This window comes from Mycolicibacterium mageritense, assembly GCF_010727475.1.
Taxonomy (GTDB): domain Bacteria; phylum Actinomycetota; class Actinomycetes; order Mycobacteriales; family Mycobacteriaceae; genus Mycobacterium; species Mycobacterium mageritense.
The window spans coordinates 6177269-6199520 of record NZ_AP022567.1; the positions used below are offsets into that span (position 1 = coordinate 6177269).

Sequence of the window (22252 nt, forward strand, 5' to 3'; positions counted from 1 at the left end):
CACTTCTGGCGGCCCCATGCTGGTGACATGCAGCGAGATCTTGATGCTCACGAGACCGCACTGCGGGTGCTGCCGTTGCCGTACTCACTGGCGTTACGGCTGCGCGCTGCGGGCGTCGCGGCCGACGTGGTGTGCGAATACCTGAGCATCGATGCATCGGCGTTGGACAACTTCTATCGCATCGCCGAGCAGAAACTCGCTGCGGCGCTGCAAGACTCGGACTGTGGCGGCTCGCGTTGAGGCCGCGGGTGACGGATCGCCGGTCAGATCTCCAGCGCCTGGTAGGTGCGGCGGACGAATCGTGGTTGTGCGACCTGCAGCCTGGCCAACGACGTGTTGCCGGACACGGCCGCCGCATCGACCGACATCTCCGGATGGTTCTGGATGAGGTAGAGCAGGATCAGCTCCGCCGACGGGTCGGCCTGCCACCAGGTGCCGTATGCGCCAGGCCAACTGAACGTGCCGAGGCCGCCAGGCCCGAACAGCTGCCGGGACTTGGCCGGGTCGGTGACGACGGACAGGTTGAGGCCGAAGCCGCGTCCCACCCAGAACGGCGCCCCCAGGAACGGGTACTGCTTCTGCTCGGCGGTCAGCCGGTCGGTGCGCATCAGCGTGACCGATTCCTGCGACAACACCCGCACTCCGTCGACGGTCCCGCCCGCCAACAACATGCGGGCGAACGCGAGGTAGTCGTCGGCCGTCGAGAACAACCCGGCCCCGCCGGTGCAGAACGGCGGGTCGACGATCGGCGGCGGACCCATCACGTCGTGGCGCAGCATGTTGTCGGCGTCGAGCTGATACATCGTGGCGGCGCGGCGCCGTCCCGCCGGGGTGACCGAGAAGCCCGTGTCGGACATGCCCAGCGGCGCGAAGATGCGTTCGGTCAGCACCTGCGACAACGGCTTGCCCTCGATCCGGGACAGCGCGATGCCCAGCACGTCGGTGCCATGGCTGTAGGTGAGCCGTGCGCCGGGCTGATGGGCCAGCGGCAGTTCGGCGAGCGCGGCGAGCCAGCGGTCCTGATCCTGACGCATCGGCAACCGGCCGTACTCGCGGCTGAGCGGACCCACGACCGAGAACACGTAGGCCAGCCCGCTGCGGTGCGTCATGAGGTCGTCGAACGTGATGGGCCGTCGCGCCGGCTCTGTGCGGTCGAGCGGTCCGGTGGGCTCGCGCAGCACCCGCATGTCGGCCAGCTCGGGAAGCCATTTCGTCACCGGCTCGTCCAGCGCGAGCTTGCCCTCTTCGCGCAGCGCCATCGCGGCGGCGATCGTCACGGGCTTGGACATGGACGCGATCCGGAAGATCGTGTCGCGCTGCATGGGCAGCTTGGCGTCGACGTCGCGGTGGCCCAGCTCGTTGACCTGCAGGACCTTGCCGGCCTGCCACACCAGCGTGACCGCACCGGCGAGCAACCCGGCGTCGATCGCCTCCCGGATGGAGGCTTGATTCCCGTCGAGGTTCACCCGCGCCAGCGTAGTCAGCGCCGCTGGGCCTGCAGCAGCCAGAAGGTTGCCTGCGACGCGTTGTGGGGAAGTGTGGCGACTTCGGTGGTGAGCGACGTGATGTCCCAACCCGCGTCGTCGAGCGTCGTGCGCAGCGTCTCCTCCGACACCGACGGCGCGGCCCACTCCGGGTCGGCCGCGAGGTTGGCATCGGAGAACGCGCCGAGCAAGAGCGTCGCGCCCGGCCGGGTCGCGCGGTGTACGGCCGCGGCGTAGCTGCGCTTCGCATCGTCGTCCAGGCAGTGATACATGCCGCTGTCGATCACGGTGTCGAACGCCGCGTCGTAGCCGTCGAGCCGCGTGGCGTCGGCGACCGCGAAGCGGATGTTCACGTTCGCGTCGGCCGCGCGGCGCTCGGCGGTGATCAGTGCGGTCGGGGAGATGTCGAGCCCGGTGACGGAGAATCCCTGCTGGGCCAGGTACACGGCGTTGTCGCCGAGCCCGCAGCCGATGTCGAGTACGTCACCGTGTACCAGGCCGGCTTCGGCCCACGCGACGACATTCTCTTTCGGGGCCTTGGTATCCCAGGGCGGGGTGGTGACCGCGGGGACGCCCTCGGCCGGGCTCTCGCCGCGGTACAGCGCGTCGAAGTCGAAGGGTGAATTGCTGGAGCCTGTCATTTTCGCCAGCGTACTTCGGCTCTGTTAAGCTGCCCGGCAGTTCGACGTCCTTTAACGATCCGTCCCGAGAGGCGGAGAAGGAGGTCAGAGTTTAGCGATGAACTCTTCAGGTACCGACCGGGAATTGCTGTCCGCGGCGGACGTCGGCCGCACCATTTCCCGGATCGCGCATCAGATCATCGAGAAGACCGCGCTGGATGATCCGGCCGAGCGGCCCCGCGTCGTCCTCCTCGGCATCCCCACCCGCGGTGTGACGTTGGCCACCAGGTTGGCGGACAAGATCAACGAATTTGCGGGCGTCACCCTTCCGCACGGTGCGTTGGACATCACGCTGTATCGCGACGACCTGAACTTCAAACCGCCGCGACCGTTGGCGGCCACCTCGATTCCCGCGGGCGGCATCGACGACGCGGTCGTCATCCTGGTCGACGACGTGCTCTATTCCGGGCGCTCCGTGCGCTCAGCCCTCGACGCCCTGCGCGACATCGGCAGGCCACGCATCGTGCAGCTCGCGGTCCTGGTCGACCGCGGGCATCGCGAACTGCCGGTACGCGCCGACTACGTGGGCAAGAACGTGCCGACCTCACGCAGCGAAAGCGTGCATGTGCTGTTCACCGAGCATGACGACCGTGACGGGGTGGTGATATCCAAATGACGACTCGCCATCTGCTGACGGCGGCGGACCTCACGCGCGACGAGGCGACCGCGATCCTCGACGACGCGGATCGGTTCCGCGAGGCCCTGCTTGGTCGTGAGGTCAAGAAGCTGCCCACGCTCCGTGGCCGCACCATCATCACGATGTTCTACGAGAACTCGACGCGCACCCGGGTTTCCTTCGAAGTGGCGGGCAAATGGATGAGCGCCGATGTGATCAACGTCAGCGCGTCGGGATCGTCGGTGGCCAAAGGGGAATCGTTGCGCGACACCGCGCTGACGCTGCGGGCGGCGGGCGCCGACGCCCTGATCATCCGTCATCCCGCGTCGGGTGCAGCACAGCAGCTGGCCGAATGGACCGCGGAGGACGGCGGCGGCGGACCCAATGTCATCAACGCGGGCGACGGCACGCACGAACATCCGACCCAGGCCCTGCTCGACGCGCTGACCATCCGCCAGCGCCTCGGTTCGATCGAGGGCAAGCGCGTCGTGATCGTCGGCGATGTGCTGCACAGCCGGGTGGCTCGGTCCAACGTGGAACTGCTCGCGACGCTCGGTGCGGAGGTGGTGCTGGTCGCGCCGCCGACACTGCTGCCGGTCGGGGTGGCCGACTGGCCGGTCACGGTGTCCTATGACCTCGATGCCGAACTGCCCGCGGCCGACGCGGTGCTCATGCTGCGGGTGCAGGCAGAACGGATGAACGGGGGGTTCTTCCCGTCCGCGCGCGAGTACTCGGTGCGTTACGGGCTCTCGGAGAAACGCCAGGCCATGCTGCCCGGGAATTCGGTGGTGCTGCATCCGGGGCCGATGCTGCGCGGCATGGAGATCGCCTTCCCGGTTGCCGACTCCTCGCAATCGGCTGTGCTGCAACAGGTTTCCAATGGTGTCCACGTGCGGATGGCGGTGCTGTTCCACCTGCTGGTTGGTGCCGGGTCCGAGGAAGTAGGAGTCAGCGCGTGACGCAACAGGTGCTCATCCGCGGGGTGCGACTGTACGGCGAGGGGGACGCGGTCGACGTCCGGGTCGCCGACGGTCAGATCGCCGAAATCGGTGCCGGGCTGGACATTCCCGACAAGGCCGACGTGATCGACGCGCGCGGCCAGATCCTGCTGCCGGGATTCGTGGATCTGCACACGCACCTGCGCGAACCGGGCCGCGAGTACGCCGAAGACATCGAGACCGGTTCTGTGGCGGCGGCACTGGGCGGGTACACCGCGGTGTTCGCGATGGCCAACACCGATCCCGTCGCCGACACCGCGGTGGTGACCGACCACGTCTGGAACCGCGGTCAGCAGGTCGGCCTGGTCGACGTGCACCCCGTCGGCGCGGTCACGGTGGGCCTGGAGGGCAAGCAGCTCACCGAGATGGGCCTCATGGCCTCCGGCGTGGGTCAGGTCCGGATGTTCTCCGACGACGGCCTGTGCGTGCACGATCCGCTGGTCATGCGGCGCGCGCTCGAATACGCCACGGGCCTTGGCGTGCTCATCGCCCAGCACGCCGAGGAACCGCGGCTGACTGTCGGGGCCGTCGCGCACGAAGGCCCCACCGCGGCCAAGCTGGGTCTGGCGGGCTGGCCCCGGTCGGCCGAAGAGTCGATCGTCGCGCGCGACGCGATCCTGGCCCGCGACGCAGGCGCGCGCGTCCACATCTGCCACGCGTCCACAAAGGGCACCGTCGAATTGCTGAAATGGGCCAAGGCGCAGGGTATTTCGATCACCGCCGAGGTGACCCCGCACCACCTGATGCTCGACGACAGCCGGCTGGCCAGCTACGACGGGCGCAACCGCGTCAATCCGCCGCTGCGTGAGGCCAGTGACGCCGAGGCGCTGCGGCAGGCCCTGGCCGACGGTGTCATCGACTGCGTGGCGACCGACCATGCCCCGCACGCCGAGCACGAGAAGTGCTGCGAATTCTCGGTTGCGCGCCCCGGCATGCTGGGCCTGCAGACCGCACTGTCGGTGGTGGCCGAGACCATGGTGCGGCCGGGGCTGTTGAGCTGGCGCGACGTCGCCAGGGTCATGAGCGAGGCGCCTGCCGCCATCGTCGGCCTGCCCGACCAGGGGCGGCCGCTGGAGGTCGGCGAGCCCGCCAACCTGACCGTCGTCGACCCGGACGCGAGCTGGACTGTCGAAGGCACCGAGCTGGCCAGCCGCTCCGACAACACCCCGTTCGAGGCGATGGTGCTGCCCGCCGTGGTGACGGCCACGCTGTTGCGCGGCAGGATCACGGCGCGGGAAGGGAAGTGTGAGCGGTGAACACCCCTACGCTGGTCGCGTCGTTGATCATGGCTGCGCTGCTGGCGCTGCTGATCGCGTTTCTGATCCGCCAGATGATGCGGGGCTGGCTGCACCGAGCCCAGCGCCAGGCCGAGCTGATCGGCACACTGCCGCCGCTGCCCGACACCGTGGGGCCTGCCATCGTCGCGGCCACCAAGGGCCTCTATGTGGGCAGCACGCTGGTACCGCACTGGAACGACAAGGTGGCCGCGGGTGACCTGGGCTTCCGGGCCAAGGCCGTGATGACCCGTTACCCAGAGGGAATCATGTTGCAGCGCAGCGGAGCGGGGCCCATCTGGATTCCCGACGAGTCGATCACCGCGGTGCGCACCGAGCGTGGCATCGCGGGTAAGGCACTCACACACGACGGCATTCTCGCGATCCGGTGGCGGCTGCCGTCGGGCGCCGAGATCGACACCGGTTTCCGGGCTGACGACCGCGCGGAGTATGACCGCTGGCTGGAGGAGAAGGCATGAAAGACCACGCCGTTCTGGTGCTCGAAGACGGTCGCGTCTTCACCGGCACCCCGTTCGGAGCCGTCGGGCAGACACTGGGCGAAGCGGTGTTCTCCACCGGCATGTCCGGCTACCAGGAGACCCTCACCGACCCGAGCTATCACGGCCAGATCGTGGTCGCGACCGCGCCGCAGATCGGTAACACGGGCTGGAACCGTGAGGACGGCGAGAGCCGGTCCGACAAGATCTGGGTGGCCGGCTACGCGGTGCGTGACCCGTCGCCACGGGCCTCCAACTGGCGCGCAACGGGCACCCTCGACGACGAACTGGCCGCGCAGGGCGTCGTCGGCATCGCGGGCATCGACACGCGCGCCGTGGTGCGTCACCTGCGCACCCGCGGATCCATGAAGGCCGGCGTGTTCAGCGGAGAAGCCCTGGCCGAGCCTGACGAACTGCTGGCCCGCGTGCGCAGCCAGCCCTCGATGCTCGGTGCCGATCTCGCGGGCGAGGTGAGTACCGACACGTCGTACGTCGTGGAACCCGAAGGCGCGCACCGCTTCACGGTCGCCGCGATCGACCTCGGCATCAAGACCAACACGCCGCGCAACTTCGCGCGCCGCGGGATCCGCAGCCACGTGTTGCCGTCCTCGGTGACGTTCGACCAAGTCGCCGACATCAAGCCGGACGGGGTGTTCCTGTCCAACGGTCCCGGCGACCCGGCGACCGCCGACCACATCGTCGGGGTGACCCGCGATGTCCTCAACGCGGGAATCCCGCTGTTCGGCATCTGCTTCGGCAACCAGATCCTGGGCCGTGCACTGGGCCGGTCCACCTACAAGATGGTCTTCGGTCACCGCGGCATCAACATCCCGGTCATCGACCACCACACCGGGCGGGTCGCGATCACGGCGCAGAACCACGGCTTCGCCCTCGAGGGAGAAGCAGGGGAGAGCTTCGACACGCCGTTCGGCCAGGCCGAGGTCAGCCACACCTGCGCCAACGACGGTGTGGTCGAAGGCATCCGGCTGACCAACGGCCGTGCCTTCTCGGTGCAATACCACCCCGAGGCCGCCGCAGGCCCACATGACGCCAACTACCTGTTCGACCAGTTCGTCGACCTGCTGGCGGGAGAGAAGTAAATGCCACGTCGCTCTGACCTCAACCATGTCCTGGTGATCGGCTCCGGGCCGATCGTGATCGGCCAGGCCTGCGAGTTCGACTATTCGGGCACCCAGGCCTGCCGCGTGCTGCGCGCCGAGGGGATCCAGGTCAGCCTGGTCAACTCCAACCCGGCCACGATCATGACCGACCCCGAGTACGCCGACAACACCTACGTCGAGCCGATCACGCCGGCCTTCGTCGAGAAGGTCATCGCGCAGCAGGCCGAGCGGGGCAACAAGATCGACGCGCTGCTGGCCACCCTGGGTGGCCAGACCGCGCTCAACACCGCGGTCGCCCTACACGAGAACGGCGTGCTCGAGCGCTACGGCGTCGAGCTCATCGGCGCCGACTTCGAGGCCATCCAGCGCGGCGAGGACCGGCAGCGGTTCAAGGACATCGTCGCCAAGGTGGGCGGTGAATCCGCCCGCAGCCGCGTATGTTTCACGATGGACGAAGTCCGCGAGACCGTGGCCGATCTCGGCCTGCCGGTCGTGGTGCGGCCGAGCTTCACCATGGGCGGCCTCGGGTCGGGCATGGCGTACTCCGCGGAGGACGTCGAGCGGATGGCCGGCGACGGGCTGGCCGCGTCACCCAGCGCCAACGTGCTGATCGAGGAATCCATCTACGGGTGGAAGGAATACGAGCTCGAGCTCATGCGCGACGGCCGCGACAACGTCGTGGTGGTCTGCTCGATCGAGAACGTCGACCCGATGGGTGTGCACACCGGTGACTCGGTGACCGTGGCGCCTGCGATGACGCTGACCGACCGCGAATACCAGATCATGCGCGACCTGGGCATCGCGATCCTGCGCGAGGTCGGCGTCGACACCGGCGGCTGCAACATCCAGTTCGCCGTCAACCCGAAAGACGGCAGGCTCATCGTGATCGAGATGAACCCGCGCGTCTCGCGGTCCAGCGCGCTGGCGTCGAAGGCGACCGGCTTCCCGATCGCCAAGATCGCCGCCAAGCTGGCCATCGGCTACACGCTCGACGAGATCCTCAACGACATCACCAAGGAAACCCCGGCCTGCTTCGAGCCGACGCTGGACTACGTCGTGGTCAAGGCGCCGCGGTTCGCGTTCGAGAAGTTCCCGGGTGCCGACACCACGCTGACCACCACGATGAAATCGGTCGGCGAGGCAATGTCGCTGGGCCGCAACTTCATCGAGGCGCTCGGCAAGGTCATGCGGTCGCTGGAGACGGGCCGGGCCGGGTTCTGGACCGCGCCGGACTCCGACGCCGACGTCGAGCAGCTGCTGACCAACCTGCGGACCCCGACCGACGGCAGGCTCTACGACATCGAGCAGGCGCTGCGGCTGGGCGCGAGCGTGGAACAGGTCGCCGACGCGTCCGGCGTCGACCCGTGGTTCGTCGACCAGATCGCCGGGCTCGTGACGCTGCGTGCCGAGCTGCGCGACGCACCCGTGCTCGACGAGAACCTGCTGCGCCGCGCCAAGCACAGCGGCTTGTCGGATCGCCAGATCGCCGCGCTGCGGCCGGAACTGGCCGGTGAGTCCGGCGTGCGCGCACTGCGCACCAGGCTCGGCATCCACCCGGTGTTCAAGACTGTCGACACGTGCGCTGCCGAGTTCGAGGCCCGCACGCCGTATCACTACAGCAGCTACGAATTGGATCCCGCGGCCGAATCCGAGGTCGCTCCGCAGGCCGAGAAACCCAAGGTGCTGATCCTCGGGTCGGGGCCGAACCGCATCGGTCAGGGCATCGAATTCGACTACAGCTGTGTACACGCGGCGACCACGTTGAGCGCGGCCGGCTTCGAGACCGTGATGGTCAACTGCAACCCCGAGACGGTGTCCACCGACTACGACACCGCCGACCGGCTGTACTTCGAACCGCTGACCTTCGAGGACGTCCTGGAGGTGTACCACGCCGAATCCGAGTCCGGCGCAGGTGGACCCGGCGTGGTGGGCGTCATCGTTCAGCTCGGCGGGCAGACCCCGCTCGGCTTGGCGCAGCGTCTCGAAGACGCCGGGGTGCCGATCGTGGGCACCAGCCCCAAGGCCATCGACCTGGCCGAGGACCGCGGCGCGTTCGGTGAGGTGCTGACCAACGCGGGGCTGCCAGCGCCCAGGTTCGGCACTGCCACGAGCTTCGACCAGGCCCGCCGGATCGCGGCGGACATCGGCTACCCCGTGCTGGTGCGGCCGTCCTACGTGCTGGGTGGTCGCGGCATGGAGATCGTGTACGACGAAGAAACCCTGCAGGGCTACATCACCCGCGCCACCCAGCTCTCGCCCGAGCATCCGGTGCTGGTCGACCGGTTCCTCGAGGACGCGATCGAGATCGACGTCGACGCGCTGTGCGACGGCACCGAGGTGTACCTCGGCGGCATCATGGAGCACATCGAGGAGGCCGGCATCCACTCCGGCGACTCGGCATGTGCGCTGCCGCCGGTCACGTTGGGCCGCAGCGACATCGAAGCCGTGCGCCGCGCCACCGAGGCCATCGCCCACGGCATCGGCGTGGTCGGCCTGCTCAACGTGCAATACGCACTCAAGGACGATGTGCTCTACGTGCTTGAGGCCAACCCGCGTGCGAGCCGCACGGTGCCGTTCGTCTCGAAGGCGACGGCCGTCCCGCTGGCCAAGGCCTGTGCCCGCGTGATGCTCGGCGCGACCATCGCCGAGCTGCGGGCCGAGGGCGTGCTGGCCGCAACCGGCGACGGCGGCACGATCGCCCGCAGCGCCCCCGTCGCGGTGAAGGAAGCCGTGTTGCCGTTCAACCGCTTCCGCCGGGTGGACGGTGCACAGGTCGACTCGCTGCTCGGCCCGGAGATGAAGTCGACGGGTGAGGTCATGGGCATCGACCACGACTTCGGCACCGCGTTCGCCAAGAGCCAGACCGCGGCCTACGGATCGTTGCCCGCCGAGGGGACCGTGTTCGTCTCGGTGGCCAACCGCGACAAGCGCTCGCTGGTCTTCCCGGTGAAACGGCTCGCCGATCTCGGGTTCCGGGTGCTGGCCACCGAGGGCACCGCGGAGATGCTGCGCCGCAACGGCATTCCGTGCGGCGAGGTTCGCAAGCACTATGAAGAGGCCAGTGGAACCGATCCTCGAGCGTCGGCGGTCGAGGTCATCAGGGCCGGCGAGGTCGACATGGTGATCAACACGCCGTACGGCAACTCCGGGCCACGCGTCGACGGCTACGAGATCCGCTCGGCCGCGGTGTCGATGAACATCCCGTGTGTCACCACGGTGCAGGGCGCCTCGGCGGCTGTGCAGGGTATCGAGGCAGGCATCCGCGGTGACATCGGCGTGATGAGCCTGCAGGAACTGCACAGCGCCCTGGAAACAGGTTAGTCATGGCCGGGTTCGGGGATCGGCTGGTCGAGGCGGTGGCGACGCGCGGGCCGTTGTGCCCCGGGATCGATCCCCACCCCGAGTTGTTGCGAGCCTGGGATCTCGACGTCGACGCGGATGGCCTGCGGCGGTTCTGCGACATCTGTGTCGAGGCGTTCGCCGACTTCGCGATCGTCAAACCCCAGGTGGCGTTCTTCGAGGCGTACGGCTCGGCCGGTTACGTGGTGCTCGAGGACACCATCGGGGCACTGCGCGACGCCGGTGTGCTGGTGCTCGCCGACGCCAAACGAGGCGACATCGGGTCGACCATGGCCGCCTATGCCGCGGCGTGGGCCGGCGACTCGCCGTTGGCGGCCGATGCCGTGACGGCCTCGCCATACCTCGGGTTCGGTTCGCTGCAGCCGCTGCTGGACACCGCTGCGGCCCACGGCCGCGGGGTGTTCGTCCTGGCCGCGACGTCCAATCCGGAAGGCGCCAGTGTGCAGCGCGCCCTCGCGGGGGAGCGGACCGTGGCGCAGTCGATCGTCGACGCCGTGGCCGAAGTCAACCTGGCGAGTGCGGCGGCGGGTTCGGTCGGTGTCGTCGTCGGCGCCACCGTGACCGACCCGCCCGACCTGCACGCCCTGGGCGGTCCGGTGCTGGTGCCCGGGGTAGGCGCGCAGGGCGGCCGTCCGGAGGCGCTCGGCGGCCTCGGCGGTGCCAAGCAACTGCTGCCCGCGGTCTCGCGTGAGGTGTTGCGTGCCGGACCCGATGTCGCGGCACTTCGCGCAGAAGCGGAGCGGTTCCGGGACGCGGTCGCCTACCTGGCCTGACGCCGGACCCGCCACAGGGTGATGCCGATGGTTGCGGCGATGAACACCGTAGGGATGGCGATCAGCAGTGCCGCGCCGGTGACATTGCCCCGGTCGCGTTCGCGGTAGATCACCTGCCGGTACTCGGTGTCGGCGGCCGCGGGCGCGAAGGCGTAATCGCCTGTGATGGCCACCGGATCGTCGATCTGGTTGCTCCACCGGGTCAGGAACGCGCCGTCGCCGACAAACGGTGCGAGCGCCGGCGACACCTGCGCCGGGGCCAGCGCACCCGCGAATCGGAGCGTCGGAGTGTTCCCGGCAACCGGGACGGCGCTGGGATCCATCCGATGGTCGGCGAGCACATAGAGGTCGATGCTCTGGGGCGTCGAGGCCGACCGGGACAGCCGCATGGGATACACCGCCCGCTCGGACGCGAACGTCAGCCGCAGAGGTTGCAGGGTGCCGGTGAGCCCGTCGTCAGGAGTGTCTGCTGCGAGCTGGACCGCGACGATCTCCCATCGGTCGGCCAGATAGGGCGCCAGGTTCTGGTCGAGGCCCGGAGGATGCGGAAAACCATGGCCGGCCAGCCAGCCGGCCAGGGCCGCGGGATCGTCGGCCGCGAGCCTGGTCACGTCGAACGGGCCGATGCGCTGCTGGTCTAGCACGCTGACCCCGCCGCCCGGCGCGGCGGCGTCGGTGACGGGGCCGGCGCCCATGGCGAGCCATTTGAAACTCGGCCACCACGAGTCGCGATATTCGATCCGGGGCGCGGTGAGCCGCGCGAGCTCGTCGAACGCCGCGCCGTCGCCCAGCGTGACCTCGGCGGCCGACGGCACCGGCATGATCCACGCGGCCTTATCCGAACTGCCGCGGACGCCGAACGACATCAGGATGTCCTCGGTCGTGCCGTTCCAGGCGATCAGCGCGCGTTCGTCGACCACGGCCGGCCCCGGCTGGTCGGGTATGTAGGCACCGCATCCGCACGCCCACGCGGGTGCCGCGACGTTGGTCGCCAACCCCGCGAGCACCAGCACGATCACGGCGACGAGCGGCCGAAGCATGGAGTACAGCTTAGGTTGCGCCGCACCGGCCGCAGCGCACCAAAATCGGGCCGCCATCTCGCGGCCCGATCTCCGGTGCGCTCCGGTGGGTGTTCAATGCTGTTGATTACCAAGAGCATTGATGGGAGATCGCAACTACAGCGGAATCCAGATGCCCAGGAACCAGAAGCCCCAACCGTTGAAGTCCGGATTGAAGATGGGCGTCACCCAGCTGCCGTTGTAGTTGAACGGCTGATGGTCGAACCGGCCCTGGTCGATGCCGCGCCACGCGAGATCCGGGGGTGGTGGGCCCCACTGCCCGGGCCCGCCCGGTCCACCCGGTCCACCCGGCCCGCCCGGTCCACCCGGCCCGCCCGGACCACCCGGCCTGTCGGGGCGTCCGAAGCCGCCTGGCCCGCCGTCGGGATGTCCCGGTCCACCGGGTCCGCCCGGACCCGCATCGGGGCGTCCGGGGCCTCCTGGGCCTCCTCCCGGGGCACCTGGGCCTCCGCCCGGACCGCCGGGGCCGCCCGGTCCGCCGGGGCCCTGGCAGTTTCCGAAACCGCACGGAGGTCCGGGTTCGGCATTCGCGAAGCCCACGCCCGCGGTCAGCGACGCGGCTCCGACGGCGACTGCGGCTACAGAGGCGCAGGTCAGACGCTTGATGTTCATTCCAGCTTCCCTTCGAGAGGGTCAATGTCACGGTTGGCTCCCGACCTGCAGCAGGCTATTTAGCTGAGCTGTGTATCGGCTATGCGGCGGTTATGCAGGGGTTAGGCGCCGTGTCGAGCACCCGCACAGCCGATGCGTGGCCGGCGCCTCAGCGGACTGTCCGCTGACGTTTGTGTCACCGTCCCGACACGCCCGACACGCCGTGACCAGCGAAAATTTTCTCGCCGGCCCGCTTCGGGCCGCCCGTGAGGCGCCGCACGGGAGTGCCCGGGTGTGTGGAGGCGTGTGAGAACCGTTGCGAAATGCATTGACATGCAGGGATATCCGCCGCGGCGGGGCGGCCGGGCCTCGATCGTGCCGGATTTCCGGCGGTCCGCGGTGGGCCGCCGGAGCCCACTACACGCTGGGCTTTTAGCGCCGTAACCAGGGGGTGGGGTTAGCTTTCGTCAGCCTGCGTGGGTACGGTCGTCGTCGCTGGCTGGTTTGCGTTCCAGCCGAACAAAACAAGTGATGGCCGAAGAGAAATCGCCAGGAGACGGAGGAACCCGTGGCCCTTCCCCAGTTGACCGACGAACAGCGCGCGGCAGCGTTGGAGAAGGCTGCTGCCGCACGTCGAGCGCGAGCCGAGCTCAAAGACCGGCTCAAGCGTGGCGGCACCAACCTCAAGCAGGTGCTCACCGACGCCGAGACCGATGAGGTCTTGGGCAAGATGAAGGTCTCCGCGTTGCTGGAGGCCCTGCCCAAGGTCGGCAAGGTCAAGGCACAGGAGATCATGACCGAGCTGGAGATCGCCCCGACCCGCCGCCTGCGCGGACTCGGTGATCGTCAGCGCAAGGCCCTGCTGGAAAAGTTCGACCAGTCCTAAGGCGCCCAGGTTGAGCGCCGGCCGAGGGGTCGGACACACGGCGCGTGTCGTGGTGTTGTCCGGCCCCTCTGCCGTCGGGAAGTCCACCGTGGTGAGGTGTCTGCGGGAGCGGCTTCCCGACCTGTATTTCTCCGTCTCGGTGACCACCAGGGCGCCGCGGCCGGGAGAGGTCGACGGCGTCGACTACACGTTCGTGACCGCCGAGCGGTTCCAGCAGCTCATCGACCGAGGCGAGCTGCTGGAGTGGGCGGAAATCCACGGTGGCCTGCACCGGTCGGGCACCCCGGCGCAGCCGGTGCGCGAGGCCACCAAGGCCGGGCACCCGGTGCTGATCGAGGTCGATCTGGCCGGCGCCAGAGCCGTCAAGAAGGCGATGCCCGAGGTGATCTCGGTCTTCCTGGCGCCGCCGAGCTGGGACGAGTTGGTCGCGCGGCTGTCCGGCCGCGGCACCGAATCGCCGGAGGTCATGACCCGCAGGCTTGAGACCGCACGGGTCGAAATGGCCGCGCAGGGAGACTTTGACCAGGTCGTGGTGAACCGCCAGTTGGATTCAGCATGCGCCGAATTGGTATCCTTGCTGGTGGGCAGTAACTGACTCCGGCTTCAGAGCCGATTTTGATCTGCTCGGGTCCGCGAGCCACCCGCCAGTAATCCAGAAGCATTCACGCATAACCGCCAGGAGACTTTTTCGTGAGCACCCCGCACGCCGATGCGCAGCTGGCCGCTGCGGACGACTTGGGCATCGAATCGTCCGCCGTCAGCGCCTACGACACGCCGCTGGGCATCACCAACCCGCCCATCGACGAGTTGCTGGACCGCGCGTCGAGCAAGTACGCGCTGGTGATCTACGCCGCCAAGCGCGCGCGCCAGATCAACGATTACTACAACCAGCTCGGTGACGGGATCCTCGAATACGTCGGCCCGCTGGTCGAGCCCGGCCTCCAGGAGAAGCCGCTGTCGATCGCGATGCGGGAGATCCACGAGGATCTCCTCGAGCACACCGAGGGCGAATAGCCAGGCCGGCCGGCTCGTGAGCGCGCGTAAGCGAATCGTCGTCGGTGTGGCCGGCGGCATTGCCGCCTACAAGGCGTGCACCGTGGTCCGCCAGCTCACCGAGGCCGGCCACAGTGTCCGCGTCGTTCCCACGGAATCCGCGCTGCAGTTCATCGGCGCCGCCACCTTCGAAGCACTGTCCGGCAACCCGGTCCACACCGGGGTGTTCACCGACGTGCACGAGGTGCCCCATGTCCGCATCGGGCAGGAGGCCGATCTCGTCGTCGTCGCACCGGCCACCGCCGACCTGCTGGCACGGGCCGTCGCCGGCCGCGCCGACGACCTGCTCACCGCGACGCTGCTGACCGCGCGATGTCCGGTGCTGTTCGCACCGGCCATGCACACCGAGATGTGGTTCCACCCGGCCACTGTCGACAACGTCGCCACTCTGCGGCGGCGCGGCGCGGTCGTGCTGGAGCCTGCCGCGGGCCGGCTGACCGGCTCGGACAGCGGCGCGGGCCGGCTTCCGGAAGCCGAAGAGATCACCACGCTGGCGCATCTGCTGCTCGATCGGGGCGACGCGCTGCCCTACGACCTGTCCGGCGTCAAGGTTCTGGTGACGGCGGGCGGCACTCGCGAACCCATCGATCCCGTGCGGTTCATCGGCAACCGCAGCTCGGGCAAGCAGGGCTACGCCATGGCCCGCGTGATGGCCCAGCGCGGCGCCGAGGTCACCCTCATTGCCGGCAACACCGCGGGCCTGATCGACCCGGCCGGCGTCGAGGTCGTGCACATCGGGTCGGCGTCACAACTGCGCGATGCGGTGTCCAAACATGCGCCCGCTGCCAATGTGCTCGTGATGGCGGCGGCCGTCGCCGATTTCCGTCCCGCCCACGTGGCCACCAGCAAGATCAAGAAGGGCGCGTCCGAACCCAGTTCGATCGATCTGGTCCGCAACGACGACGTGCTGGCCGGCGCGGTGCGTGCGCGCGCCGACGGGCAATTGCCAAATATGCGTGCGATCGTCGGTTTCGCGGCGGAGACCGGCGATGCGAACGGCGATGTGCTGTTCCACGCCAGGGCGAAGCTGCAGCGCAAAGGCTGTGACCTGCTCGTGGTGAACGCCGTGGGGGAGAACCGGGCCTTCGAGGTCGACCACAACGACGGATGGTTGCTGAGTTCCGACGGTGCCGAAGTTGCGCTGGAGCACGGATCGAAGACGCTGATGGCGACCCGTATCGTGGACTCGATCGCGGCTTTCCTGCGCAACCGCGACGCCTGAGCGGGCGTCCGAATTTTCGGTGCGGGTAAGCCTTGCGCAACGGCGTCCCAGACGCTTGGGTGCAAACTGGGCAGAGATATGATTCGCCTAACTAAGTTTTTCAGAGGTTGAACGGAAAGGATGCGGACCGTGAGCGAAGGTCGCCTGTTTACCAGTGAGTCGGTAACCGAAGGGCACCCCGACAAGATCTGTGACGCGATCAGCGACTCTGTGCTCGACGCGCTGCTGGAGCAGGATCCGAAGTCGCGGGTCGCGGTGGAGACGCTGGTCACCACCGGTCAGGTGCATGTCGCAGGCGAGGTCACCACCTCGGCCTACGCCGACATCCCCAAGATCGTGCGCGACCGCATCCTGGAGATCGGCTACGACTCGTCGACCAAGGGTTTCGACGGCGCGTCGTGCGGTGTCAACATCGCCATCGGTTCGCAGTCCCCGGACATCGCCCAGGGCGTCGACACCGCGCACGAGGCACGCGTCGAGGGCGCCGGTGATCCGCTCGACGCGCAGGGCGCGGGCGATCAGGGACTGATGTTCGGCTACGCCATCAGCGACACGCCCGAGCTCATGCCGCTGCCCATCGCGCTGGCCCACCGGCTGGCCCGGCGGCTGACCGAGGTCCGCAAGAGCGGCGTGCTCGACTACCTGCGCCCCGACGGCAAGACTCAGGTCACCATCCAGTACGACGGCAAGACCCCGGTCCGCCTCGACACCGTGGTGCTCTCGACCCAGCACGCCGAGGGCATCGATCTGGATGCCACGCTGACCCCGGACATCCGCGAGAAGGTCGTCAACACGGTCCTCAACGACCTCGGCCACGACTCGCTCGACACCTCCGACTACCGCCTGCTGGTCAACCCGACCGGCAAGTTCGTGCTCGGCGGGCCGATGGGCGACGCCGGTCTGACCGGTCGCAAGATCATCGTCGACACCTACGGCGGCTGGGCCCGTCACGGCGGCGGCGCGTTCTCCGGCAAGGATCCGTCAAAGGTGGACCGCTCGGCCGCGTACGCGATGCGCTGGGTGGCCAAGAACGTCGTCGCCGCGGGCCTGGCGGAGCGCGTCGAGGTGCAGGTCGCCTACGCGATCGGCAAGGCCGCCCCGGTCGGCCTGTTCGTCGAGACCTTCGGCACCGAGACCGTCGACCCGGCCCGCATCGAGAAGGCCATCAGCAGCGTGTTCGACCTGCGGCCCGGCGCGATCATCCGCGACCTGGACCTGCTGCGCCCGATCTACGCGCAGACCGCGGCCTACGGGCACTTCGGCCGCACAGATGTCGAACTGCCGTGGGAACAGCTGAACAAGGTCGACGACCTGAAGGCCTCGGTCTAACTTTCCCTGCGCGAGCAGACGCAAATGCCCCCGCACGCCCGGCGTGTCGGGGGCATTTGCGTCTGCTCGGCGGGTGGTCGATACCGCTGATCACACCTGCCGGTAGCGCTGGACGACGCCGCCCGCGAGTGCGCGTGCCCACTCAAGTCCGTCATCGGTGCCGAACAGCTCGCGCCGGCTGTTGCCGGCGCACAGGTAGGCGTCGACCCGGAAGGCGTCTTCGGCAGGATCGGGTGAACCAGCTACGGAGAACTCGTTTTCCAGCAGATCGAGCCACTCCCGCTTCAGGTTTCGCACCGCGTCGGCCACGGGCCCGGTGCGATGCCCGAACTCGACCGATGTCGCCGTCACGAAGCAGCCGCCGGGGAACACCTCGGCGCGCAGATACGCCGACCACGAATCGAGCAGGGCGTCGAGCCGCGCGGTCCCGGGCTGAGAGCTCAGTGCCGGACGGATGACGACGTCGATGTAGACCCGGCGCGCCTCGGCCACGGCGGCCAGCTGGATCGCCTCCCGGTTGCCGAAGACCGTGAGGATTCCGCTCTTGCTCACCCCGGTCGACGCGGACAAACCACCCACGGTGATTCCGTCCAGGCCGTGGGTGGTGGCGATGTCTGCGGCGGCACGCGCGACCAGCCGCCGGGTGGCGTCACCGCGCGCCCGCCGCCCGTCAGCTGCGGGTAAAGCGCTCATCGGTTCACAGTAGTCACACCGTGGACGTGGGCGGCCCGGTCGCGTACGGTCAGCGCGGACACTAAATGCGACCGATCGGTCGTATAGATTGGAGTAGTGATGGCCACCACCTTCAAAGCCCTACTGGAACGCCGGATCACCGTCGATGCGACGCCGTCGGTGGTGTGGGGCATCGTCCGGGACGTCCGACGCATGCCGGAGTGGAGCCCGCAGGTGGTGTCGGTGAAGATGCGCGACCCAGACGGCGACATCCGGCTCGGATCCGCGTTTACCAACCTCAACCGCCAAGACGAGCTTGAGTGGATCACGCACGGCGAGGTGGTGCGGTACGTGCCCGGAGAAGAGATCGCGTTCCGAATCGCCGAGAACTACACGATCTGGTCGTTCTCGATCAGCCCGTATGGCGACGACGGCACCGTGCTCACGCAACGGCGCGAGACCCCCGACGGGATATCGCAACTTTCCCTCGAACTGACCGAGTCGCACCTGGGTGGACAGCAGGCCTTCACCGAACTGTTGGAAGCCGGAATGGAACGGACCCTCAGCGCCGTCAAGGCATGCGCTGAGTCCTGAACGGTTACGAGGTGAACGCGTAGTCGTCCAGCGGGAAGCTGCGGCTGCGCCAGTACGCCTCGAGCGTGGTGGCGGGTCGCAGTGGCACGTCGCCGTTGCGGTCGAAGTAGTAACTGTTGGCCAGTGAGCAGCTGTCCTGCCAGAAGATCTGGCGGTGCCGCTTGCGCATCATCTCGGCGAAGTACCGGTCGTTGGCCTCCTGGCGTACCTCGACCCGCCGAGCGGCACGCCGGTCGGCCTGCGCGATGCACCGCACCAGGTGGTGGGTCTGCGCCTCGATCAGAGCGAAGTACGAGGATCCGACGTAGCCGTACGGGCCCATCACGGTGAAGTAGTTCGGGAATCCGGGGATGCTGACGCCTTCGTAGGCCTGCATCCGGTTCTGTTCCCAGAACGAGCTCAGCGTCTGCCCGCCGGGCCCGGTGATGTCGAACGTCATGGCGTCGACGTCCATCACCTTGAACCCTGTGGCCAGGATCAGCACGTCCACATCGCGAGTTTGGCCGTCGCGGGTGGCGACGCCCGATCCGGTGATCTTGTCGATGGGCTCGGTGACGAGTGTGACGTTGTCGCGGTTGAACGTCGACAGGTAGGTGTTGTGGAAACCGGGCCGTTTGCACCCGACGGCGTAGCGCGGCGTGAGCTTGTCGCGCACCGCCGGGTCACGGACCTCGCGGCGCAGGTACGCCCGCCCCACGGCGTCGGCCCGTTTGGCGAACGGGTTGATCGTGAAGTACTGCGCGGCCAGCGGAAAGGTGAACTCGACATATGCCTGGCTGATCAGGCGGTGCACGGTCCGCCCGGCCGGGATGCGCATGGCCCAGCGCGCCGCGGTGGGCAGGGGCACGTCGAACTTCGGGAAACACCAGATGGGTGTGCGCTGAAAAACGGTGAGCTGCTCGACAATCGGGGCGATCTCGGGAATCACCTGGACCGCCGTGGCGCCGGTGCCGATGATCGCCACCCGCTTGCCGGTCAGATCCTGGGTGTGATCCCAGCGTGCGGTGTGCATCGTCAGGCCCGCGAAGGAATCCACACCGTCGATGTCGGGCAGCTTCGGGATGGTGAGCACACCGCCGGCGTTGACCAGAAACCGCGTCGTGAGCACTTCGCCGGACGACAGTTCGACACGCCAGACGTCCGCACCGTCGTCGAACACCGCGCCGGAAACCTCGGTGTTGAACCGGATCCGGGACCGTAGATCGTATTTGTCGACGCACCGCTCGGCGTAGGCGCGCAGTTCGCGTCCTGGCGCGTACGTGCGTGACCAGTCGGGCGACTGTTCGAACGAGAACTGGTACGAGAACGACGGAATATCCACGGCGACACCGGGATAGCGATTCCAGTACCACGTGCCGCCGACTCCGTCACCGGCTTCCACGACGAGGTAGTCGCGCAGCCCGGCCTTGTCCAGGTTCACCGCCGTGCCGATACCGGAGAATCCGGCACCCACGATCAGGGTGTGGTAGTCGGGCATCAAGCCGCCTTCCTGCTGTGCGCGACGACGTGGACGCCGCGCTTGGGTCGGAGAGTCAACGTGGCTTCGAGTTCGACGGGATGGCCGGGCTGCAGGTCGAACCGGAACCGTTGGCTCATGATCGCGGCGATCAGCACCATCTCGATGAGCGCGAAGCTCTGCCCGATGCAGATGCGCCGCCCACCGCCGAACGGCAGGTACGCCGACCGGGGCCGGTCCGGAGCGGGGGTGAGGAACCGTGTCGGATCGAATGTTTCGGGCTCGGGCCACCAGCGCGGGTCGTGGTGGATGTGGTGGATGGGGATGATCACCGTGCTGCCGCGGCGGATGTGGTGTGAGCCGGCCGGACCGTCGACGACGTCGTCTGCGATGGTCTCGCGGGCGATGATCCACACCGCCGAGAAGTACCGTTGCGCCTCCTGCACACACGCGGTCGTCCACGGCAGCCGGGGCAGGTCATCGGCGTCCGGACGGCGACCGGCCAACACGTCGTCGATCTCGATGAACATGCGGTCGCGTGAGTCAGGATGCAGCGCAAGCAGATACCAGAACCACGACATCGCGTTGGCCGTCGTCTCGTGGCCGGCGAGCATGAAGGTCAGTGCCTCGTCGCGGATCCGCTTACGCGGCCAGCTGCCGTCGTCTGCGCGGAACAGCACGTTGAGCAGGTCGTTCGCATCGGTGGGGTGGGCCGCGCGGTCGTCGATCACGGCGTTGACCGCGTCGTCGAGCGCGAGCGCGATCTTCTGGCCCTCGCGCAACGGTGGCGGCAGCGGAATGCCTGCGAACGTGCACCACGTGATGGCGTCATACACCCGGGGCGGCAGCAGTCCCCACAGGCCGATGCGTTCGAGTCTCTCGGCCCGGCGCAGCCCGCGGGTCGCCAAGTCGTGCATGCTGTGCACGAGCGGCCCGAAATCCTGGCTGAACAGCGCGTTGGCCACGACTCGCAGCGTCGTCTCGACCATGGTCTCGTGCATGTCGAATTCCACGCCGTCACCACGTGCGGCCAGGTCGTCGATCATCTGCTCGATGGGTGCACGCATCAGGTCGACCAGCCCGTTGAGGTGACGGCGCGCGAAGGTCGGATTCAGCGCGGCCCGGTGCATCGCCCAGGAGTCGCCCTCGTCGGTGAGCAGGTTGATGCCTGCGGCGGCCCGGATGGGTTCGTAGTCGTCGGACTTCACATAGCGCAGCCGGCCGGCATGCAGGACGTGGTCGACGTAGTCAGGGTGCTCCAGCACGACGAAACGCCTTCCCCCGCAGCGGAACCGGGTGATGTCCCGACCTCGGCAGCGGCCGAGGAAAGACTCTCCCGCATCGAACCCGACCGTGATGGCCTCGCGGGTCATGTCCCACGTGTTCAGCCGCGCCGATGGTGCCGCCATAGATTTACGGTATTTCGGACAGCGGGCACAGGGAATGGGATTATCGGACACGGAGTTGGGAGTTTGGGACATGACGCCGACGGCATGGTCGCCCGATCTGCGGCGCCCGGTCTACACGACCCGGGTGTTGTGCGAGGTCGCCGAAGAGCGCGGCATTCCCACGGCCGAGATTCTCGCGGGCACCGGGATCGAGCCGGGGGATCTCCACAACCCCGACGCGCTCGTCACGGCGTCGGACGAGATCGTCGCCGTGCGCCGCGTGCTCGCCGCGGTGCCCGACGCCACGGGGCTCGGGATCGACGTCGGCAGCAGGTTCCGGCTCACCCATCTCGGCCTGTTCGGCTTCGCGGCGATGTCGTGCGCGACGTTCCGTGAGCTGTTCGGCATTTCGATGCGGTACTTCGCGCTGACGATGCTGAACATCGGCATCAAGCTGTTCGAAGGTGCGGACAGCTGCCTGCTGGAGTTCGAGGTCGATCACCTGCCCGCGGACGTCCAGGTCTTCTTCCTCGAGCGTGACGTGGCCGGAATTGTCATGACGACAAGAGAATTCGCGCTTCCGGTGATCACGCGGTACGCCGACCAGGTGCGCGTCGAGGCCAGCCTGGATCCCGATGCGGTCTCGGGACTCCTGGCGTTGCTGCCGGTGGTGGACCGGACGTTCGGGCGCACGTACAACCGGCTGCATTTCCCGCGGGCCATGTTCGACGAGCCGCTGCCCGCGGCTGACAGGCACACCCTGCAGATGTGCGTCGCGCAGTGCGAGGTCTTGATGCAGCGCCACGAGAGACGCCGCGGCATCACAGCCGTGGTGCGCAGCAAGCTTTTTCGTGACTCCGGTGCATTTCCGGCGTTGCCGGATGTGGCCGCCGAACTCGACATGCATCCACGGACTCTGCGCCGCAGGCTCGCCGAAGAGAACACGTCGTTTCGCGATCTGGTGAACGAGGCGCGGTCCGCGCTGGCGGTCGACCTGCTGTGCAACGTCGGGCTCACGGTCGAGGAGGTGTCGCGCCGCCTCGGCTACACCGAGACCTCGACATTCTGTCACGCGTTCAAGCGTTGGCACGGCATGCCGCCCAGCGCCTTCACGGGCAAGAGCCGAATGTGACGCCTTGGTGACGTGTGCGCATGAGCCGGCCGTTTGAACGGCGCAGC

Annotated in this window: 22 protein-coding genes; 15 read left to right on the forward strand and 7 right to left on the reverse strand. The window is 68.1% G+C overall.

What is annotated here, in order from left to right; translation table 11 throughout:
* Positions 1-27: 27 nt before the first annotated feature.
* On the forward strand, positions 28-240 hold the full coding sequence (locus G6N67_RS29810; protein WP_036441402.1) for a hypothetical protein: 213 nt from the start codon (positions 28-30) through the stop codon (positions 238-240).
* Positions 241-263: 23 nt separating this feature from the next.
* On the opposite strand, the gene G6N67_RS29815 is transcribed toward G6N67_RS29810, so the two are convergent.
* Together G6N67_RS29815 and G6N67_RS29820 are read right to left on the reverse strand one after the other, a co-directional pair.
* On the reverse strand, positions 264-1466 hold the full coding sequence (locus G6N67_RS29815) for a serine hydrolase domain-containing protein (protein WP_036441405.1): 1203 nt from the start codon (positions 1464-1466) through the stop codon (positions 264-266).
* A gap of 14 nt (positions 1467-1480) precedes the next feature.
* The gene (locus G6N67_RS29820; protein ID WP_036441408.1) at positions 1481-2125 is read right to left on the reverse strand and encodes a class I SAM-dependent methyltransferase; all 645 of its coding nucleotides are present in this window, start codon (positions 2123-2125) and stop codon (positions 1481-1483) included.
* A gap of 97 nt (positions 2126-2222) precedes the next feature.
* Between G6N67_RS29820 and pyrR the strand changes: the two genes are divergently transcribed.
* From pyrR to pyrF, 7 genes are read left to right on the forward strand one after another with little or no spacing between them, the layout of a single operon-like run.
* Positions 2223-2780 (forward strand): bifunctional pyr operon transcriptional regulator/uracil phosphoribosyltransferase PyrR, encoded by a 558-nt coding sequence (gene pyrR / locus G6N67_RS29825; protein ID WP_036441412.1) that lies wholly within the window; start codon positions 2223-2225, stop codon positions 2778-2780.
* Positions 2777-3739, forward strand: coding sequence for an aspartate carbamoyltransferase catalytic subunit (locus G6N67_RS29830; RefSeq protein ID WP_036441415.1), 963 nt, complete (start codon positions 2777-2779; stop codon positions 3737-3739). Before pyrR ends, G6N67_RS29830 begins: the two co-directional genes overlap by 4 nt.
* Positions 3736-5034, forward strand: a complete 1299-nt coding sequence (locus G6N67_RS29835; protein WP_036441418.1) for a dihydroorotase — start codon at positions 3736-3738, stop codon at positions 5032-5034. Before G6N67_RS29830 ends, G6N67_RS29835 begins: the two co-directional genes overlap by 4 nt.
* On the forward strand, positions 5031-5531 hold the full coding sequence (locus tag G6N67_RS29840; protein WP_036441421.1) for a PH-like domain-containing protein: 501 nt from the start codon (positions 5031-5033) through the stop codon (positions 5529-5531). Before G6N67_RS29835 ends, G6N67_RS29840 begins: the two co-directional genes overlap by 4 nt.
* Positions 5528-6649 carry a glutamine-hydrolyzing carbamoyl-phosphate synthase small subunit gene (gene carA / locus G6N67_RS29845; protein WP_036441424.1) on the forward strand — a complete coding sequence of 374 codons (1122 nt, stop codon included), beginning with the start codon at positions 5528-5530 and terminating at the stop codon, positions 6647-6649. The genes G6N67_RS29840 and carA overlap by 4 nt, the downstream gene beginning before the upstream one ends.
* Complete coding sequence (carB, locus tag G6N67_RS29850; RefSeq protein ID WP_036441427.1) at positions 6650-9991, forward strand: carbamoyl-phosphate synthase large subunit; 3342 nt, start codon at positions 6650-6652, stop codon at positions 9989-9991.
* A 2-nt stretch (positions 9992-9993) separates the two neighbouring features.
* Positions 9994-10803 carry an orotidine-5'-phosphate decarboxylase gene (gene pyrF, locus G6N67_RS29855; RefSeq protein WP_036441430.1) on the forward strand — a complete coding sequence of 270 codons (810 nt, stop codon included), beginning with the start codon at positions 9994-9996 and terminating at the stop codon, positions 10801-10803.
* On the opposite strand, the gene G6N67_RS29860 is transcribed toward pyrF, so the two are convergent.
* Together G6N67_RS29860 and G6N67_RS29865 are read right to left on the reverse strand one after the other, a co-directional pair.
* Positions 10791-11843 carry a DUF2330 domain-containing protein gene (locus G6N67_RS29860; RefSeq protein WP_163642334.1) on the reverse strand — a complete coding sequence of 351 codons (1053 nt, stop codon included), beginning with the start codon at positions 11841-11843 and terminating at the stop codon, positions 10791-10793. The genes pyrF and G6N67_RS29860 overlap by 13 nt on opposite strands.
* Positions 11844-11978: 135 nt before the next feature.
* On the reverse strand, positions 11979-12494 hold the full coding sequence (locus G6N67_RS29865) for a hypothetical protein (protein WP_163642336.1): 516 nt from the start codon (positions 12492-12494) through the stop codon (positions 11979-11981).
* 547 nt (positions 12495-13041) lie between these two features.
* On the opposite strand from G6N67_RS29865, the gene mihF reads away from it, so the two are divergent.
* The 5 genes from mihF to metK all read left to right on the forward strand — a co-directional run bounded on the left by mihF (position 13042) and on the right by metK (position 16963).
* Complete coding sequence (mihF, locus tag G6N67_RS29870; RefSeq protein WP_003894434.1) at positions 13042-13359, forward strand: integration host factor, actinobacterial type; 318 nt, start codon at positions 13042-13044, stop codon at positions 13357-13359.
* Positions 13360-13369: 10 nt separating this feature from the next.
* Positions 13370-13954: a guanylate kinase gene (gene gmk / locus G6N67_RS29875; RefSeq protein WP_036441441.1), complete on the forward strand. Its 585-nt coding sequence runs from the start codon at positions 13370-13372 to the stop codon at positions 13952-13954.
* Positions 13955-14049: 95 nt separating this feature from the next.
* Complete coding sequence (rpoZ, locus tag G6N67_RS29880) at positions 14050-14373, forward strand: DNA-directed RNA polymerase subunit omega (protein ID WP_036441443.1); 324 nt, start codon at positions 14050-14052, stop codon at positions 14371-14373.
* Between the two features lie 16 nt (positions 14374-14389).
* Positions 14390-15634, forward strand: coding sequence for a bifunctional phosphopantothenoylcysteine decarboxylase/phosphopantothenate--cysteine ligase CoaBC (coaBC, locus tag G6N67_RS29885; protein ID WP_036441445.1), 1245 nt, complete (start codon positions 14390-14392; stop codon positions 15632-15634).
* 129 nt (positions 15635-15763) lie between these two features.
* Positions 15764-16963 (forward strand): methionine adenosyltransferase, encoded by a 1200-nt coding sequence (gene metK / locus G6N67_RS29890; RefSeq protein ID WP_036442228.1) that lies wholly within the window; start codon positions 15764-15766, stop codon positions 16961-16963.
* A gap of 90 nt (positions 16964-17053) precedes the next feature.
* On the opposite strand, the gene G6N67_RS29895 is transcribed toward metK, so the two are convergent.
* Positions 17054-17656, reverse strand: a complete 603-nt coding sequence (locus G6N67_RS29895; RefSeq protein ID WP_036441448.1) for a TetR/AcrR family transcriptional regulator — start codon at positions 17654-17656, stop codon at positions 17054-17056.
* 99 nt (positions 17657-17755) lie between these two features.
* Between G6N67_RS29895 and G6N67_RS29900 the strand changes: the two genes are divergently transcribed.
* On the forward strand, positions 17756-18229 hold the full coding sequence (locus G6N67_RS29900; protein WP_036441451.1) for an SRPBCC family protein: 474 nt from the start codon (positions 17756-17758) through the stop codon (positions 18227-18229).
* A 4-nt stretch (positions 18230-18233) separates the two neighbouring features.
* Here the strand turns inward: G6N67_RS29900 and G6N67_RS29905 are convergent, their stop codons facing one another.
* Together G6N67_RS29905 and G6N67_RS29910 are read right to left on the reverse strand one after the other, a co-directional pair.
* Positions 18234-19709, reverse strand: coding sequence for a flavin-containing monooxygenase (locus G6N67_RS29905; protein WP_230023631.1), 1476 nt, complete (start codon positions 19707-19709; stop codon positions 18234-18236).
* Positions 19706-21094, reverse strand: a complete 1389-nt coding sequence (locus G6N67_RS29910; RefSeq protein ID WP_036441457.1) for a cytochrome P450 — start codon at positions 21092-21094, stop codon at positions 19706-19708. Before G6N67_RS29910 ends, G6N67_RS29905 begins: the two co-directional genes overlap by 4 nt.
* Before the next feature lie 70 nt (positions 21095-21164).
* Here G6N67_RS29910 and G6N67_RS29915 point away from each other — a divergent pair, with 70 nt between their 5' ends.
* Positions 21165-22205 (forward strand): AraC family transcriptional regulator, encoded by a 1041-nt coding sequence (locus G6N67_RS29915; protein ID WP_036441459.1) that lies wholly within the window; start codon positions 21165-21167, stop codon positions 22203-22205.
* Positions 22206-22252 lie beyond the last annotated feature (47 nt).

Bases quoted from the DNA above. Each gene is read 5' to 3' on its own strand.
- G6N67_RS29810 (WP_036441402.1), top strand. From the start codon at position 28: ATGCAGCGAGATCTTGATGCTCACGAGACCGCACTGCGGGTGCTGCCG.
- G6N67_RS29820 (WP_036441408.1), bottom strand. From the start codon at position 2,125: ATGACAGGCTCCAGCAATTCACCCTTCGACTTCGACGCGCTGTACCGC.
- pyrR (WP_036441412.1), top strand. From the start codon at position 2,223: ATGAACTCTTCAGGTACCGACCGGGAATTGCTGTCCGCGGCGGACGTC.
- G6N67_RS29830 (WP_036441415.1), top strand. From the start codon at position 2,777: ATGACGACTCGCCATCTGCTGACGGCGGCGGACCTCACGCGCGACGAG.
- carA (WP_036441424.1), top strand. From the start codon at position 5,528: ATGAAAGACCACGCCGTTCTGGTGCTCGAAGACGGTCGCGTCTTCACC.
- carB (WP_036441427.1), top strand. From the start codon at position 6,650: ATGCCACGTCGCTCTGACCTCAACCATGTCCTGGTGATCGGCTCCGGG.
- pyrF (WP_036441430.1), top strand. From the start codon at position 9,994: ATGGCCGGGTTCGGGGATCGGCTGGTCGAGGCGGTGGCGACGCGCGGG.
- G6N67_RS29860 (WP_163642334.1), bottom strand. From the start codon at position 11,843: ATGCTTCGGCCGCTCGTCGCCGTGATCGTGCTGGTGCTCGCGGGGTTG.
- G6N67_RS29865 (WP_163642336.1), bottom strand. From the start codon at position 12,494: ATGAACATCAAGCGTCTGACCTGCGCCTCTGTAGCCGCAGTCGCCGTC.
- G6N67_RS29895 (WP_036441448.1), bottom strand. From the start codon at position 17,656: ATGAGCGCTTTACCCGCAGCTGACGGGCGGCGGGCGCGCGGTGACGCC.
- G6N67_RS29900 (WP_036441451.1), top strand. From the start codon at position 17,756: ATGGCCACCACCTTCAAAGCCCTACTGGAACGCCGGATCACCGTCGAT.
- G6N67_RS29910 (WP_036441457.1), bottom strand. From the start codon at position 21,094: ATGGCGGCACCATCGGCGCGGCTGAACACGTGGGACATGACCCGCGAG.
- G6N67_RS29915 (WP_036441459.1), top strand. From the start codon at position 21,165: ATGACGCCGACGGCATGGTCGCCCGATCTGCGGCGCCCGGTCTACACG.